At 59.1% G+C, this 13,297-nt stretch carries 11 protein-coding genes; 6 read left to right on the forward strand and 5 right to left on the reverse strand.

Features of this window, described 5'->3' with window-relative positions; genetic code table 11:
* Nucleotides 1–10: 10 nt before the first annotated feature.
* From ACF0H7_RS31915 to ACF0H7_RS31935, 5 genes are all read right to left on the reverse strand, one after another.
* Nucleotides 11–1,120: an alkene reductase gene (locus ACF0H7_RS31915; RefSeq protein ID WP_397450749.1), complete on the reverse strand. Its 1,110-nt coding sequence runs from the start codon at nt 1,118–1,120 to the stop codon at nt 11–13.
* A 29-nt stretch (nt 1,121–1,149) separates the two neighbouring features.
* Nucleotides 1,150–2,448 (reverse strand): MFS transporter, encoded by a 1,299-nt coding sequence (locus ACF0H7_RS31920; protein WP_397450750.1) that lies wholly within the window; start codon nt 2,446–2,448, stop codon nt 1,150–1,152.
* Between the two features lie 125 nt (nt 2,449–2,573).
* Nucleotides 2,574–3,254 carry an alpha/beta hydrolase gene (locus tag ACF0H7_RS31925; protein ID WP_397450751.1) on the reverse strand — a complete coding sequence of 227 codons (681 nt, stop codon included), beginning with the start codon at nt 3,252–3,254 and terminating at the stop codon, nt 2,574–2,576.
* Between the two features lie 145 nt (nt 3,255–3,399).
* Entirely contained in the window at nt 3,400–4,344 is a 945-nt protein-coding gene (locus ACF0H7_RS31930; RefSeq protein ID WP_397450752.1) for a GlxA family transcriptional regulator, read from the reverse strand.
* Between the two features lie 11 nt (nt 4,345–4,355).
* Nucleotides 4,356–5,288 carry a LysR family transcriptional regulator gene (locus ACF0H7_RS31935; RefSeq protein WP_397450753.1) on the reverse strand — a complete coding sequence of 311 codons (933 nt, stop codon included), beginning with the start codon at nt 5,286–5,288 and terminating at the stop codon, nt 4,356–4,358.
* A 313-nt stretch (nt 5,289–5,601) separates the two neighbouring features.
* Here ACF0H7_RS31935 and ACF0H7_RS31940 point away from each other — a divergent pair, with 313 nt between their 5' ends.
* The 6 genes from ACF0H7_RS31940 (at nt 5,602) to ACF0H7_RS31965 (ending at nt 13,292) form a co-directional block, all read left to right on the forward strand.
* Nucleotides 5,602–6,342: a gluconate 2-dehydrogenase subunit 3 family protein gene (locus ACF0H7_RS31940; RefSeq protein WP_397450754.1), complete on the forward strand. Its 741-nt coding sequence runs from the start codon at nt 5,602–5,604 to the stop codon at nt 6,340–6,342.
* Between the two features lie 2 nt (nt 6,343–6,344).
* Entirely contained in the window at nt 6,345–8,129 is a 1,785-nt protein-coding gene (locus ACF0H7_RS31945; protein WP_397450755.1) for a GMC family oxidoreductase, read from the forward strand.
* 12 nt (nt 8,130–8,141) lie between these two features.
* A complete protein-coding gene (locus ACF0H7_RS31950) occupies nt 8,142–9,419 on the forward strand; it encodes a c-type cytochrome (protein ID WP_397450756.1) in 1,278 nt (425 codons plus the stop codon).
* A 262-nt stretch (nt 9,420–9,681) separates the two neighbouring features.
* Nucleotides 9,682–10,740, forward strand: a complete 1,059-nt coding sequence (locus ACF0H7_RS31955) for a PA0069 family radical SAM protein (protein WP_397450757.1) — start codon at nt 9,682–9,684, stop codon at nt 10,738–10,740.
* A 193-nt stretch (nt 10,741–10,933) separates the two neighbouring features.
* A complete protein-coding gene (locus ACF0H7_RS31960; RefSeq protein WP_397450758.1) occupies nt 10,934–11,656 on the forward strand; it encodes a carbonic anhydrase in 723 nt (240 codons plus the stop codon).
* Between the two features lie 109 nt (nt 11,657–11,765).
* Nucleotides 11,766–13,292: a SulP family inorganic anion transporter gene (locus tag ACF0H7_RS31965; RefSeq protein ID WP_397450759.1), complete on the forward strand. Its 1,527-nt coding sequence runs from the start codon at nt 11,766–11,768 to the stop codon at nt 13,290–13,292.
* Nucleotides 13,293–13,297: the final 5 nt, after the last annotated feature.

Here is a 13,297-nt window from a genome sequence, read left to right on the forward strand (position 1 = left end):
GGGTAAATGATTACTGTGCAGCGTTCAGGGCCGGGTAGTCGGTGTAGCCCTGCTCGGCGCCGCCGTAGAAGGTGTTGCGGTCATAACGGTTGAGGTCCGCAGAGGACTTGAAGCGCTCAACCAGATCCGGATTGGCGATGAACATGCGGCCGTAGGCGATGGCATCGGCGTCACCGGCCGCCAGTGCCTCGCTGCCGCTTTGTGCGGTGTAGCCGCCAGCGGAAATCACTGGGCCCTTGAACAGGCGGCGGAACCGGCGGGCGTTGTTGGCCACGTCGAAGCTCAGGTCGTCACCGAGACCGACGGAAGAGGCGCGCGGCTCAATCAGGTGCAGGTAGGCGATGGCGCGGTCACTCAGCGCTTCGATCACATGGCTGAACAGGCCGACTGGATCGCTCTCACGCATGTCGTTGAAGTTGCCCGACGGCGAGAGGCGCACGCCCAGTCGATCTGCACCGATGCTCTGCGCAACCGCGTCCACCACTTCCAGTAGCAGGCGAGCGCGGCGGTCAATCGAGCCGCCGTATTCGTCGGTGCGCTGGTTGCTGTTGTCCTGCAGGAACTGGTCGAGCAAGTAGCCGTTGGCGCTGTGGATTTCTACGCCGTCAAAACCGGCGCTGATGGCGTTCTCAGCGGCTTGACGGAACGACTCGACGACGCCGGCCAGCTCATGGGTTTCCAGTGCGCGAGGGACTTCAAACGCTTCGAGGCTGAAGGAGGGCGTAAATGCTTGGCCACCGACCGGCACGATGGCTGAAGGCGCTACTGCAAGCGCACCGCTAGCGCTGTAGGACGAATGCGAAGTCCGACCGCTGTGAACGATTTGCGCGATGATCCGACCGCCTTTGGCGTGCACGGCATCAGTCACCCGTTTCCAGCCAGCGATCTGCTCGGCGTTATACAGACCAGGCATGTCGGGGTAGCCGAGGGCTTGGGCGCTGATGGCGGCAGACTCGGTCACGATCAAGGCTGCTGATGCACGTTGTGCGTAGTACTCGGCGCTCAATGCGGTAGGCACACCACCTGGAGAACGCATGCGGGTCAGCGGCGCCATGATGATCCGGTGAGGCAACTCCAATGCGCCGAGTTTGAGCGGGGTGTAGAGGTTGTCGATGGACATGGGAAGTTCTCCAGTGCAGTTCAAGTGGGTTAATTAACGGTGTTCAATTCGGTGGTTGCGACGTGAGCTTTGGGCTTGCGAGACAGTAGGGTCGAGCCCATCAAGGCCAGGGCTGCGCATTCACACAACGCCCCGACCCAGCCAAGATCGGCGGATGTTCCTATGCCCAAGGTGAAGGCCCCGAGGGCGGCGCCAGAAGCGAAGCCCAGGTACAGAAACGAAGCGTTTAGCGAGAGCGCGACGGGTGCGACTTGGGCACCGGCCACATCCATCAAGCGGGCTTGTTGCGCCGGGTGTATGGCCCAGGCAGTAACACCCCAGATGACGATGGCAACCAATACTGGGAGGGTGGCGGCTGCCGGGCTGAGTAAATGGGTGGCCACTGACAGGCTGGCGAGGGTGATGGCCAATACCGGCAAGCCGACCAGAATCACCTTCGAGCTGCCATATTTGTCGTTGCCTGCACCGCCGAGGAACACACCGGCGGCGGCTGCGCTACCCCAAAGGAAGAAGCCAACGCCAACCATCGGGCCCGTAATGACGGTCGAGGTGCTCAACAGGGTCGCCAGGTAGGTGTAGACCGAGTACGTGCCCGCCGACCACAACACGGTAATCATCAGTGCCTTGAACACAGCGGGCTGTTTAACGACTGCGAGACGTTGGCTGACGGTTGCAGTCGACAGGCCCTCGCCGACTGTTCGCGACAGTCCCAGCGCGAGGCCGACGGTTGCAACCAGTGCAAGGACAGCGACACAGAGAAAAGTAGCGCGCCAGCCGAGGTGATTGCCGACAACAGTGCCGAGTGGAACACCCATGGCAATGGCCACGGTGATCCCTGCATTGACCACGGCCAGTGCCCGGCCCCGACGTTCAGGGCTGACCAACGCACTGGCCAGGGCAAACGCTGCTGGCATGTATAGCCCTGCGGCGAAGGCCAGCAGAATTCGTGCGCCGACCAACATCCAATAGCTATTGGCGAAGCCGGCGATCAGGTTGGCACCGGCGAAAGCGGCCATTGCGCTGACCAATAACGTGGTGCGGTTGAAGCGTCCGGTGAGTGCAGTTAGAAGGGGTGAGCTGATGGCGTAGGCCAAGGCGAAAATAGTCACCAACTGCCCGGCACTCGCTAAGTTGATCGACAGGTCGCGGGCCACTTCCGGCAAGATCCCGGCAATCATGAAACCTTCCGTTCCGATGGCGAAAGCGCCCAAGGCCAGCCAGTAGAGCGATGGGTTGAAACCGAAATGGCTGGAAGCGTTCATGGCGATCTCACGTGGCTTGAAGTGGGTTTGCTGCGACGAGATGAACAGTAGGCTTTCCTGTTTCATGAATAAATAGCGCTTTTACTTATGCTTTATTTCACTGGTGAAACAATGCGAGCGTATGAATCGTGTGGAGCCGCCCCCCTGTAGGAGCAAGCTTGCTCCTACAGGGTTTTGTTTCAGGCCAGGAGTTATCGGATAGCGAGCAGCACCAGATCAGCCACTGCACGAGGCTGTGAAACCATTGAGCAGTGACCCGCGTCCACGCGAGCCGTCACTGCGTCGATTTTGTTTACGAAGATCTCTTGCAGTGCCAGGGGAATGGCATTGTCGGCGGTGGCGATCAGGTACCAGGTCGGTTTGTCATGCCAGGCGGCCTGAGACACGGGCGTGGAAAGCGCTTCGCCAGAAGTCGGACGCTGCGTCTTGAATATTTCGTCCTGTTCTTGCGAAGTAACGTCCTGGGCGAAACCTTCGGTGACCCCGTCGCGGGTAAGGCTGAGGAAGCCGCGATCATCGGGTCGGATCTCTGAACTCATGCGCGATGGTTCGGCCAGCGCCGTCAGACCGAGGGCGGATTCACCGATGTCGGGCACGAATGCATTGATGTAGACCAACCCCGCCACCTTGGCCTCCGCCCCGGCTTGTGTAATCACTGCGCCCCCGTATGAATGGCCCACCAACAGTACCGGACCCTTCTCTGCTGCGATGGCTTGTGCAACGACGCTCGCATCAGCGGCCAGTGAGGTCAGCGGCAAATGCACGGCAAGCGTCGAGACACCGGCGGTTTCCAGCAATGCCCGTGCCTTGTCCCAGCAGTTGCTGTCGACCCAGGCGCCGTGCACAAAAATCACTTTTTCAATCGACGACATCTTTCAATTCCCTTGGTTGGACGTTGGCTACGGAGACCAAGGGTAGACGGGGCGAAGAAAGTGCAACTGTCGTAATACCGGCATTTCGCGCCATTCGATGTCCGTTTTTATACGGGCGAGTCAAAAAGCGCCGCTGATGGCAAATTTAGAATGTGGCCGCGGGCTCAAAGGTTCGACGCAAGGACTGTGGGGATTGGCCGAAGACTCGCTGAAAGGCTCTGCGCATGCGGTCCCGGTCGCCAAAACCGGTCTCGGCGGCGACGGCTTCGATGCTGTGTCGTCCTTGCTCGATCATCAGCCGGGCCGCTTCGAGTCGCAGATTTTCCAGTGCTTTGGCTGGTGAACACCCGGTTTCCGCGCGAAAGGTGCGGCTGAATTGACGCGGGCTCAGGCACGCGACATTGGCCAGGTCTTCGACACTAAGATCGAGCCGCAGATTGCGTCGCGCGTAATCCAGCGCGAGCTGAATGCGGTCGGATGTTGGGCTCAGGCTCAATAGCGCCGAGTGCTGCGATTGGCCGCCAGCACGCCGATGGTAGAGCACCAGGCTCTGTGAAACCGAGCGTGCAAGCGGGGCGCCGAAGTCTTTCTCAACCATGCCGATGGTCAGGTCGAGGGCTGCGGTCATGCCGGCGGAGGTCCAGATTTTCCCGTCGATGATAAAGATCCGATCCTCCTCAACCCTGACGGCGGGATAGTTGTCGCGCATCTCACCGGCTCGCCGCCAGTGCACCGTCGCCCGCCGCCCATCCAGCAAACCCGCCTCGGCCAAAGCGAACGCCCCGACGCACAGTGCCCCAACCCGACGCGAGTGTTCTGCCGCTTGAACCAGAAATGCTTGAACCCCTACCGATGCCCGAGACCGGTCCATCGCCCCGCTGATCAACACCGTGTCAAAAGACGGGTCGTTGAAGGCTTCGGTGTGCACGGCGGTTTTCATCGAGCTGGGAACCAGACCGCCATGCTCGGAAAGCACATTGATGTCGTAGAGTTTTTCGCCAGCGACGATGTTGGCGAATTCAAATGCCGACAGCGCCGCAATACTCATCATCTGAAAATCGGGTCGAACCACCAAGGCTACTTTCTGCACGTTTGATTCCCTTACTTTTGACCCTGCATGGTTTTCTTTTCGTCACGTTCGTGGCGGGCAAACAGCTCGGCCAGCCAATCGACGAAGACACGGACTTTACTGCTTAAGTGTCGATTCGGCGGGTAAACGATGTAGACCGGGATCGGGTCGGCGCGCCATCCATCGAAGGCTTCGACCAAGGCACCGCTATTTAAGTGGGTTGCAGCCTGAAAGGTCAGTGCGTGGATGACGCCGAGTCCTGTCAGGCCGAGGGCCAAGGTAGCGGTCGCATCATTGGCCGTGTAATCGCGTTGCCCATCGACTTCGACGCGTTCGCCGTCCTTCGAAACCACCAGCGGAAAGGGCCGATTGGTGCGCGAAGAAATCATGCGGATCACCACATGCCCATCGTTCAGATCTTCAGGGTGGGTCGGCCTCCCATGTTTGTTCCAATATTCGGGCGTCGCGCATAGCACTTGTCGCACATCGCCCAAGCGTCGCGCCACCAACGATTGATCGGCAATGTGCCCGGTACGAACCACACAATCGACGTTTTCCAGAAAGAGGTCGACGGGGCGATCACTGACGCCGAAATCAATCTGAATGTCCGGGTAGCGGGCTGCGAATTCAGGCAATGCCGGAATGATGATGGCCAAACCGATGGGCGCGGGGACGTTCACTTTCAGACGCCCGCGAGGATTGCTCTTCGCTTTGGTCATCACCCCTTCCAGTTCCCTAAGGTCTGACAGTAGACGCACCGCACGGTCGTAGTACGCGGCACCGTCGGTAGTCAGCGTTACGCGACGAGTCGTGCGGTTGAGCAGTTTGGTATCCAGCTCTTTCTCAAGGGTCTGAATCAGGCGCGTCACGGTGGGTTTCGGGATATCCAGCAGCTCTGAGGCTTTGGTGAAGGTGCCAACTTCCACCACGCGAGTGAACGCCAGCATTGCTTGAAACTTATCCATATCGATACGGCGCCTTATTCGAGTGAACCGGTACTGATTATTCCATGAGTGAAATAAAGCATGGGTTGATGTCTCCGAGATGTCACTAATTTCTGTGAAACTGAAGCTGATACCGGTTTCATTCGTCGAATCGATCTGTTTATTTGATGATGAAACGATATTTCTAATTATTAGCCTGCTACCATTTGTAACTAATGATTGACGGTGTGTTCTGTAATTCAAGTCGTGAGACTTTTTCAGCGCGACCGAAGCAATTCCGATAACCGCCCCAGAGCGGCTCCTTGATCCGTGATCGCCTGATGAGGTCTCCCCCATGTCCGAGCAAGACAACCCGCGGCGTGAGTTTTTGCGCAAAACCCTGACGTTGATCCCTGTGGTCACGGTCGCCAGCGCCGGCTTTGGCAGTGCGGTCATGGCACAACCGGCCGCTCCGGTAACCACGGCAACGCCGCCGCCACCCGCTCCCGCCAGCAACGTTGTGTATGAGCCGACCTACTTCACCGCCGAAGAATGGACGTTCATCAAGGCTGCGGTCGCGCGCCTGATTCCGGCCGACGACATGGGGCCTGGCGCACTTGAGGCGGGCGCTGCGGAATACATCGACCGGCAAATGAACACGCCGTACGCCAGCGGCGCGCTGTGGTTCATGCAGGGGCCGTTCGTGGCCGATGCGCCGAAGGAAATGGGCTGGCAGAGCAAACTGGTGCCCAAGGACATCTACCGTCTGGGTATTGCCGCGACGGATGCGTGGTGCAAAGAGAAGCAGGGCAAGACCTTCGCTGAGCTGAGCACGTCCGAGCAGGACCTCGCCCTCAAACAGCTTGAGGGCGACAAGGCGACCTTCGACACCGTTCCGGCAAACATGTTTTTCAACCTGCTACTGCAAAACACCAAAGAAGGCTTTTTCTGCGATCCGATCCATGGCGGCAATAAAGGCCTGGTCGGCTGGACCCTGGTCGGCTTCCCCGGTGCGCGCGCCGATTTCATGGACTGGGTTGAGCGCAACGAGCAATACCCCTTCCCGGCAGTATCCATTCGTGGCGAGAGGGCTTGAGCGTGGCGACAGAAATGAAGAAGGTCGATGCAGTGATCATCGGCTTTGGCTGGACCGGCGCGATCATGGCCAAAGAGCTCACCGAGGCTGGCCTTAACGTGGTGGCACTCGAGCGCGGCCCGATGCAGGACACCTACCCTGACGGCAATTACCCACAGGTCATCGATGAACTGACCTACAGCGTGCGCAAAAAGCTGTTTCAGGACATCTCCAAGGAAACCGTGACCATTCGCCACAACGTGTCGGAAGTGGCTCTGCCGAACCGTCAGCTCGGCGCGTTTTTGCCTGGCAATGGTGTAGGCGGCGCCGGGCTGCATTGGTCTGGCGTGCATTTTCGGGTCGACCCGATTGAGTTGCGCATGCGCAGCCATTACGAAGAGCGCTACGGCAAAAGCTTTATCCCCAAGGACATGACCATCCAGGACTTCGGTGTCAGTTACGAAGAGCTGGAACCGTTCTTCAATTTCTCCGAAAAAGTCTTCGGTACTTCGGGGCAGGCCTGGACGGTCAAGGGCGAGAACGTGACCGCAGGCAAGGGCGGCAATCCGTATGCCCCCGATCGCTCGGATAATTTCCCGCTGCCCCCGCAGAAACGAACCCACTCCGCACAGATGTTTCACGCTGCCGCCACAGCAGTCGGCTACAAGCCCTATGACTTGCCATCGGCCAACACCTCGGGCCCTTACACCAACCCCTACGGCGCGCAAATGGGTCCATGCAATTTCTGCGGCTTCTGTAGCGGTTATGTCTGCTACATGTATTCCAAGGCGTCGCCAAACGTAAACATCCTGCCGGCGCTGCGTCAGACACCGCTGTTCGAACTGCGGCCCAATTCCCAGGTGCTGCGAATCAACCTCGACAGCAGCAAGACCAAAGCCACCGGCGTGACCTACATCGATGCCCAAGGCCGAGAAATTGAGCAACCGGCCGATCTGGTGATCCTGGGTTCTTTTCAGTTCAACAACGTGCGCATGCTGCTGCTTTCCGGGATCGGCAAACCTTACGACCCAAAAACCGGCGAAGGCGTGGTCGGCAAGAATTTCGCTTACCAGAACATGGGCACCATCAAGGCGTTCTTCGACAAAGACGTGTTTACCAACAACTTCATCGGTGCCGGTGGCGCAGGCGTGGCCATCGATGACTTCAACGCCGACAACTTTGATCACGGGCCGCACGGATTTGTCGGCGGCTCACCGATGTGGGTCAACCAGGCAGGCAGTCGACCGATTGCCGGCACCTCCAATCCGCCGGGGACGCCGAATTGGGGCAGTGCCTGGAAGCGCACCACAGCCGATTTCTACTCGCACCAGGTGTCGATGGATGCCCATGGTGCGCACCAGTCCTACCGAGGCAACTACCTGGATCTGGACCCGACCTATCGTGATGCCTATGGCCAACCCTTGCTGCGGATGACGTTCGACTGGCAAGAAAACGACATCAAGATGGCGCAGTTCATGATGTCGAAGATGAGCAAGATTGCCGAAGCCATGAACCCCAAGGCCATTGCCCTGCTGGGCAAGAAAGTCGGTGAGCAATTCAATACGGCGGCCTATCAGACTACCCACCTCAACGGTGGCGCGATCATGGGCACCGACCCGAAAACCAGTGTGATCAACCGCTATCTGCAGTGCTGGGACGTGCACAACGTCTTCGTTCCTGGCGCGTCTGCTTTCCCACAAGGTCTTGGGTATAACCCGACAGGTCTGGTGGCAGCGTTGACCTATTGGTCGGCCAAGGCGATCCGTGAGCAATACCTGAAAAACCCAGGCCCGCTGGTTCAGGCATAAGGAGCGATGACCATGAAAAATCTGCTAATCGCGACCTTTGCGCTGTGCTTTGGGAGCTCCGCGTTCGCCGCCGAGAGCGTCGATCCGTCGTTGGTTAAACAGGGCGAATATCTGGCCCGAGCTGGCGACTGCGTGGCCTGCCACACAGCCAAGGACGGTAAACCGTTCGCAGGCGGCCTGCCCATGCAGACCCCCATCGGCACGATTTACTCGACCAACATCACCCCGGATAAAACCGGTATCGGCGAGTACAGCTTCGAAGACTTCGACAAAGCCGTGCGCCGGGGAATCGGCAAAAGTGGTAGTACCTTGTACCCGGCGATGCCCTATCCGTCCTACGCCCGTGTCACAGACACTGACATGCAGGCGCTCTATGCGTACTTCATGAAAGGCGTTGCGCCAGTGGTCCAGGACAACAAGGACGTGGACATCCCGTGGCCGCTGAGCATGCGTTGGCCGTTGGCGGGCTGGCGCTGGATGTTCGCGCCGAAGGTCGAGGCGTATCAGGCCGTTGCCGCACAGGACCCGGTCATTAGCCGGGGTGCTTATCTGGTTGAAGGCCTCGGCCACTGCGGCGCCTGCCACACGCCACGGGCGATCACCATGCAGGAGAAAGCGCTCAGCGCGAGTGAAGGCAAAGCATTTCTGTCTGGCAGCGCGCCGTTGGAAGGCTGGATTGCGAAGAACCTGCGCGGGGATCACAAAGACGGTCTGGGCAGTTGGTCCGAGCCGCAACTGGTGCAGTTCCTCAAAACAGGTCGTAGCGATCACAGCGCAGTGTTTGGTGGCATGACCGATGTGGTCGAACACAGCATGCAGTACATGAGTGATCAGGATCTGACGGCTATCGCCCGCTACCTGAAGACCCTGCCCGCCAACGACCCGCAGGATCAGCCGCAGCAGTACGACGAACACGTCGCCAAGGCCCTGTGGAAAGGTGACGACAGCAAGACCGGTGCGGCGCTGTATGTGGACAACTGCTCGGCCTGCCACCGCACCGACGGTAAAGGTTATACCCGAGTGTTCCCGGCGCTGGCAGGCAATCCGGTGCTGCAATCCGCAGACGCGGCTTCATTGATTAACATCGTGCTGAACGGCGGCACGTTGGCAGCGACTCACACTGCGCCATCGACCTTCACCATGCCCGCGTTCGCCTGGAGGATGACGGATCAGCAGGTGGCGGATGTGGTTAGTTTCATTCGCAGCAGTTGGGGGAACCAAGCGGCGGCGGTGAAAGCCAGTGATGTGGCGTCGGTGCGCAAAGAAGGCATGCAGACCACGGCGAACTGATAGGTAAAACTCAATTTTGTAGGAACTGGCTTGCCTGCGATCGGCTGCACAGCAGTCGTAATTCCAAATTGTCGGGTTTAACTGACACTCCGCATAGGCTGATTTTACTGCCGCTGCGCGCCAGGTCGCAGGCAAGCCAGCTCCTATAACGACCGCGCTTGCTGCGCTTTACATTGTCTCAGTACGAGACGCCGCTGATCAGACGGGGTCTTTTTTTCCGGTTTTTCCTGTACTGTATATATAAACAGTACAGAGGCTTCTCATGTCCGTCTCTCTTCCCCCGCGTGGTCGCGGTACCGCAACCAACCCGCACAATCGCTTTGCACCGAATCGTTCAGTGGCCGAAGACGATGGCTGGTATCAGGAAGTGCCGCTGACCCAAGGCACCGAAGTGCGCAGCGAGACCGCGAAGACCATCATCGCGCGCAATTCTTCGCCGGATATTCCGTTCGACCGTTCGATCAACCCTTATCGCGGCTGCGAGCATGGCTGTATCTACTGCTACGCAAGGCCCAGTCATGCTTACTGGGACATGTCGCCGGGGCTGGATTTCGAGACCAAACTGGTCGCCAAGACCAACGCTGCTGCGGTGCTGGAGCAGCAGCTATCGAAGCCTGGCTATCAATGCGCGCCGATCACGCTGGGCGCCAATACCGATCCCTATCAGCCTATCGAGCGCGAGTACAAAATCACTCGTGCGGTGCTGGAAGTGTTGCTGCGTTATCGGCATCCGGTGACGATTATCACCAAAGGTTCGCTGATCTTGCGCGATCTGGACCTGCTCAGCGAGATGGCCAGCCAACGTCTGGTGTCGGTGTTCATCAGCCTGACCACGCTGGATGACGAGCTCAAGCGTATCCTTGAACCTCGGGCTGCGGCGCCCAAGGCCAGGCTTCGAGCGATCCGGGTGATGCGTCAGGCCGGTATTCCGGTGGGCGTGTTGTGCGCGCCGATGATTCCGATGATCAACGACATGGAACTCGAAAGCCTGCTCAGCGAAGCCAAGGCCGCCGGAGCGTTAAGCGCCAATTACGTGATGCTACGCTTGCCGCTGGAGGTCGCCCCACTGTTTGAGGAGTGGCTGCAAGCGCATTACCCGCAGCGCGCTGCGCATGTGATGAGCCTGGTTCGGCAGTCACGCGGCGGCGAAGTGTATGACAGCCGCTTCGGTTCGCGGATGCGGGGTGAAGGGCCGTTCGCTGACTTGTTGGCGATGCGCTACAGCATTGCCGCGAAACGCCTCGGCCTGGATCGGCGTGACGGCCTCAAGCTTGATTGCGACGCGTTTTGCCCGCCCGGAGGGCAGATGTCGCTACTGTAGGAATTGTCCGTCGGTCGGGTCTGAAACCGCGAGCTAGAGCGTTATATTCAGTTTCAATTAAGCTTTGGCAGATAGTTTGCTCAATCGGAATGGCCACTGGGTCTTGGGCAAATGGAGTTGTCTGTAATTCCTGAAAAAAGTCGCTTTCCGGTTAAAGCCAACATCCACATCAATCCGTCAGAGAGGATGAGACATGAGTGACATGGATAAACAGTCTTCGGCCAGTACGCTGCCTGAAGCTGAGAGCGCCGACGTCGCCCTTCAGCACATCGTTGACGGCTTCCTGCATTTTCGCCACGAAGTCTTCCCCCAGCAGGAGGAGTTGTTCAAGAAACTCGCCACGGCGCAAAAACCGCGCGCGATGTTCATCGCCTGCGCCGACTCTCGTATCGTCCCTGAGCTGATCACCCAAAGCTCACCCGGCGACCTGTTTGTCACGCGCAATGTTGGCAATGTGGTTCCGCCCTACGGGCAAATGAACGGCGGCGTATCTACGGCCATCGAGTACGCCGTGATTGCGTTGGGTGTGCAGCACATCATCATCTGCGGACACTCCGATTGCGGCGCGATGCGCGCGGTACTCAACCCGCAAACCCTCGAGAAAATGCCGACGGTCAAGGCGTGGTTGCGGCATGCCGAGGTCGCCAGAACCGTGGTTGAAGACAACTGCCATTGCGCGAGTGAGTCGGAAAGCATGCTCGTGCTGACCCAGGAAAACGTCATCGCCCAGTTGCAACATTTGCGCACTCACCCGTCCGTGGCGTCAAAGATGGCCAGCGGTCACTTGTTCATTCATGGCTGGGTCTACAGCATCGAGACCAGTGAAATCATGGCCTATGACGCCGAACAGGACTGTTTCCGGCCCTTGGATGGCGAAGGTCCGATACCGGTGGCAACGCCCAAATCGCGGTTTTAACTGCGTGAGCTGAATCACGACTGACGGTCGAATCCTTCTTTAAGCCAGCGGCTGCGCCACGTGCGCAGGGCCGGGCTTTGTCACGTCTGAAGAACCCCGGAGAGTCGTCATGGGTATTACAGAATTCAAATCTGTGCTGCCTCGGGAGCTGTTGGCTTCCGTGGTGGTATTTCTGGTCGCCCTGCCCTTGTGCATGGGCATCGCCATTGCTTCCGGCATGCCGCCGGCCAAAGGCTTGATCACCGGCATCATCGGCGGTTTGGTGGTCGGTTGGCTGGCGGGCTCGCCGTTGCAGGTCAGTGGGCCTGCCGCAGGGCTTGCAGTGTTGGTGTTTGAGGTGGTGCGTGAGCACGGGATGGCCATGCTCGGGCCGATCCTGTTGCTGGCGGGCCTGCTGCAAGTCATGGCTGGGCATTTCAAGCTCGGTTGCTGGTTTCGCGTCACCGCGCCGGCGGTGGTGTACGGCATGCTGGCCGGGATTGGTGTGTTGATTGTGCTGTCGCAAATGCATGTGATGTTTGATGGCGGCCCCAAACCTTCGGGGCTGGATAACCTGATCAGTTTCCCGGCGACCCTGTTCCAGGCGGTCGGACCGGGTACGGGGTTGCAGGCCGGAATGCTGGGTGTGGGTACGATTTTGGTGATGTGGCTGTGGGAAAAGTGGCGGCCACAATCGCTGCGCTTTGTCCCTGGGGCGTTGTTGGGCGTCGGGCTGGCTACGCTGGCCAGCCTGATTTTTGCCCTGGAGATCAAACGGGTGGTGGTGCCGGCCAATCTCGCGGAGGCCATCGATTGGCTGCGCCCTGCCGACCTGCTGAATCTGGCCGACCCTGCCATCCTCGTTGCCGCTTTTGCGGTGGCCTTCATCGCCAGTGCGGAAACCCTGCTCTCGGCTGCAGCGGTGGATCGCATGCACAACGGTCAACGCTCGGATTTCGACCGTGAGCTCAGCGCCCAGGGCATCGGCAATATGGTGTGTGGATTGCTCGGAGCGCTGCCGATGACCGGCGTGATTGTGCGCAGTTCGGCCAACGTGCAGGCCGGTGCGCGGACACGCTTATCGGCGGTGTTCCATGGCGTCTGGTTGTTGGCGTTCGTGCTATTGCTGTCCAGCGTGTTGCAGAGCATCCCGGTTGCCAGTCTGGCGGGCGTGTTGGTTTATACCGGTATCAAACTGGTGGACCTCAAAGCATTTCGCGGTTTGGGGCGTTATGGGCGAATGCCGATGTTCACTTATGCTGCGACGGCCGTGGCGATCATCCTTACGGACTTGCTGACCGGGGTTTTACTCGGCTTTGCCTTGACCCTGATCAAACTGGCCTGGAAGGCCTCGCGCCTGAAAATCAGCCTGATCGACCTTGAGGCCGAAGGTGAAGTAGAGCTGCGTCTGATGGGGGCGGCGACTTTTCTCAAGGTCCCGTCGTTGACCCAGGTGCTGGCAAACATTGCGCCCGGCAGCACGGTACATGTGCCGCTCAATAACCTGAGTTACATCGATCACTCGTGCCTTGAATTGCTGGAAGAATGGGGGCGTGCCAATGCGGCGACGGGATCGCAGTTGATCATCGAGCCTCGCGGCCTGAAGCGTCGACTGGAGGGAAGATTGCGCACGACCTCGGGCCTTGGGGCGGCCTGAGTCGT

The organism is Pseudomonas sp. NA-150 (assembly GCF_044336365.1).
GTDB lineage: Bacteria > Pseudomonadota > Gammaproteobacteria > Pseudomonadales > Pseudomonadaceae > Aquipseudomonas.

What these genes read in the sequence shown, in the direction of transcription:
- ACF0H7_RS31915 (WP_397450749.1), bottom strand. Translation starts at nt 1,120, where the DNA reads ATGTCCATCGACAACCTCTACACCCCGCTCAAACTCGGCGCATTGGAG.
- ACF0H7_RS31920 (WP_397450750.1), bottom strand. Translation starts at nt 2,448, where the DNA reads ATGAAACAGGAAAGCCTACTGTTCATCTCGTCGCAGCAAACCCACTTC.
- ACF0H7_RS31925 (WP_397450751.1), bottom strand. Translation starts at nt 3,254, where the DNA reads ATGTCGTCGATTGAAAAAGTGATTTTTGTGCACGGCGCCTGGGTCGAC.
- ACF0H7_RS31935 (WP_397450753.1), bottom strand. Translation starts at nt 5,288, where the DNA reads ATGGATAAGTTTCAAGCAATGCTGGCGTTCACTCGCGTGGTGGAAGTT.
- ACF0H7_RS31940 (WP_397450754.1), top strand. Translation starts at nt 5,602, where the DNA reads ATGTCCGAGCAAGACAACCCGCGGCGTGAGTTTTTGCGCAAAACCCTG.
- ACF0H7_RS31950 (WP_397450756.1), top strand. Translation starts at nt 8,142, where the DNA reads ATGAAAAATCTGCTAATCGCGACCTTTGCGCTGTGCTTTGGGAGCTCC.
- ACF0H7_RS31955 (WP_397450757.1), top strand. Translation starts at nt 9,682, where the DNA reads ATGTCCGTCTCTCTTCCCCCGCGTGGTCGCGGTACCGCAACCAACCCG.
- ACF0H7_RS31960 (WP_397450758.1), top strand. Translation starts at nt 10,934, where the DNA reads ATGAGTGACATGGATAAACAGTCTTCGGCCAGTACGCTGCCTGAAGCT.
- ACF0H7_RS31965 (WP_397450759.1), top strand. Translation starts at nt 11,766, where the DNA reads ATGGGTATTACAGAATTCAAATCTGTGCTGCCTCGGGAGCTGTTGGCT.